Origin of the sequence: Streptomyces mutomycini (assembly GCF_001700505.1) — a bacterium.
Taxonomy (GTDB): Bacteria; Actinomycetota; Actinomycetes; order Streptomycetales; family Streptomycetaceae; genus Streptomyces; species Streptomyces mutomycini.
The window spans coordinates 1-2,461 of sequence record NZ_MAPV01000372.1 but is presented as its reverse complement, the minus strand read 5'-3'; the positions used below and the strand labels follow the sequence as shown (position 1 = coordinate 2,461).

Sequence of the window (2,461 nt, the reverse complement as noted above, 5' to 3'; positions counted from 1 at the left end):
CTTCCGGTGGCCCCGTGCAGGAGGACCCGGGACGCGATGTTGTTGCTGATTGGCCCGGCCACGACCGTTCCCACGCCTGCCTTGGGCAGCGTCAAGCCCTCCATCTTGAGCACGCGGTAGGCACGGTTAGCAGTCGTGTTGGCGACACCGAAGCGCTCGCAGACCTGCCGTAGCGACGGCATCGTGTCGCCCGGCCCGAGCTCCCCGTCCTGAATCTGCTGGCGGTAGTACGTGGCGATCTCCGCGTACCCGGTCGTCTCCGGCATACCGGGCTCCTTCCTCTGTCTCGTGCTGCACCTCTTCATGTGCAGCGGTACATCCATGAGGTTAAACCACGTAGATATGTAGCGCTACTAGTAGCGCATAACATGTCTGGTGGTCTACCTTGAGCACGCAGCGTCGGGAGCCGCCTACGGGTGGGGGACGGCGACTGTCCGTTCCTTCAGAACTTCAGATCAGGGCACCCCGGCCAGGACAGGGGAGGTCACGCGGACTACCTGACACGGGTCCGGACCTACGCAGAGGGGGGTCACAGCCCGGGCGCCGGAGAATCACCGTCACTGGTGGAGAGCAACACAAAGCACAACGAACCACCCCGAACGGATTCGATCCGGCGCGCTCCTCATCCCGAGCCGCGCCGTGGTCGTGGCCGCTCGGCCGCCCTAGGGCCCAGCCGGAGACGGTCCCGGGCCCCACCGACCTCTTCTCACAGACGAGGCAAGGGTAAAGATCGCGGGCCCCGTAGGTAGAGATCGGTTCGAGTCCGGTCCGGGGTACTGCCCGCCGCTGATGCGGCGGGAGCAAAACGACGGACCCCCGGGGAGGCAACCCCGAGGGTCCGTCTTCGCAGCTCACCCTCTCTCGAAGGGCAAATGCGCATGCACAGGATGACATCGACCCTGGACGTTCCTCGCGCCGGGCTCGTAGACGACATGACCGAGGACGACAACGGCCGCGGCTACGAGCGCGATGAGACCGACACCGCGTTCCGCCAGCTCGTCGACCACCTGGTTGCCGACGGACGCCCGATCGCCGGCACGCGGGTCGCCCCGCGGGCGGGTGGCTTCTTCAGCACCCAGCTCCTGTTCCTCACCGGCCAGCGCACCTGCCGGGCGGGCGTTCTGCCGGTCAGGCAGAACACGCTGCAGTGCGACCAGTGCGGGGGCCGCTTCGGCTTCACCCCTGGAGGTCTCTGGACCTGTGGCGCCTGCAAGGCCATCGGCCGCTGAGTAGTGATCATTGGCCAGCGGGCCCGGAGAGCTTCGGCTACTCCGGGCCCGCTGGCTTACACGCTTCGGATGGAGAGAGATGACGACCACGATCGAGCCGCCCCGCACGGCTCCCGCACCCCTCAGGCCCGCTCCCGTTCCGGTGAGCCGAGAACCCGCTTCGGGCACTCAGCCGATCACTTCGGCTACTGCCCCGTCTGCTTCGACCACTCCGCTCGACGACGTCCCCGAGGTCAGCCGGAAGGTCAAGATCGGCCTCGGTGTCGCTTCGATCGCGGGCTCACTCGTGATCGGCGCGATCGGCTTCTACCTCTCCTTCGGGAACCTGTCGGCGGCCGGGCACACGGAGTTCGGGTTCTCCGTCGACAACGCCCCGTACTTCGCCATCGGCGTGGACGCAGCGATCGTCACGTGCCTGCTGCTGGACCTGTTCATGGCGACGATCCGCACCTCCTGGCCGCTCCTGCGGGTGCTCGCCCACGGGATGACCGTGGCGTCGGTGTACTTCAACGCGGTGGCCCACGGCTCGATCACCCAGAACTGGGACAAGGCCCTGGCCCACGGGCTGATGCCGGTCCTGTTCGTCATCGGGGTGGAAGCGGGCCGGCGGATCCTCGTCCACCAGGCGGCGCTCCCCGCCGACCACGACACCATCCCCGCTCACCGCTGGGCGCTCGCCTTCCGCACGACCTGGCGCATCTTCAAGGTGATGAAGCTCTGGGATGAGCCGTACAGCGAGGTCGTGAAGCGCCAGCGCGCCCGGGCGATCTTCAACGCCTGGACCGAGTACAAGGCAGACATCGCCAAGTCCGGACTGGAGGAGGGCAGCCAGGAGGCTCTGGCCCGTCTCCCGAAGAAGCTGGAGCCCTTCGGCCTGACCGTGGATGAGGCGCTGGCGCTGCCGGACAAGATGGCGCGCGAGGAGCTGCGACGCCAGCAGGAGCAGGACAAGCAGGACCGCGAGCTGCAGGCGGAGAAGGAGCGGGGCGAGCACGAGGCGGAGAAGGCGCGCCTGGCGCACCGTAAGGAGATGGCGGCCCTGACAGCCGATCTGACGGCCACTGAGGGCGTCGCCGGGGCCCAGGCCCGGGGGGCGGTCGCCGAGGCCGAGGCGCACGCTGACGCACAGGCTCGCGCGGCGACCTCGCTGACCGACGCGGTCGAGTCCGAGGAAGTGGCCGAAGCGAAGAAGCGAGCAGCCGAAGCGAACGCGCGAGTGGTCGAAGCCGAGG

3 protein-coding genes are annotated in these 2,461 nt (G+C 68.1%); 2 read left to right on the top strand and 1 reads right to left on the bottom strand.

The window, feature by feature from the left end; translation table 11 throughout:
* A partial coding sequence (locus BFF76_RS30520) for a winged helix-turn-helix domain-containing protein (protein ID WP_141695721.1) occupies window positions 1–266 on the bottom strand: 266 nt, incomplete at its 3' end.
* A gap of 612 nt (window positions 267–878) precedes the next feature.
* Between BFF76_RS30520 and BFF76_RS30515 the strand changes: the two genes are divergently transcribed.
* Entirely contained in the window at window positions 879–1,229 is a 351-nt protein-coding gene (locus tag BFF76_RS30515) for a hypothetical protein (RefSeq protein ID WP_141695720.1), read from the top strand.
* A gap of 79 nt (window positions 1,230–1,308) precedes the next feature.
* The coding region (locus tag BFF76_RS30510; RefSeq protein WP_141695719.1) for a DUF2637 domain-containing protein at window positions 1,309–2,461 on the top strand (1,153 nt) is incomplete at its 3' end.

Bases quoted from the DNA above. Each gene is read 5' to 3' on its own strand.
- BFF76_RS30515 (WP_141695720.1), top strand. From the start codon at position 879: ATGCACAGGATGACATCGACCCTGGACGTTCCTCGCGCCGGGCTCGTA.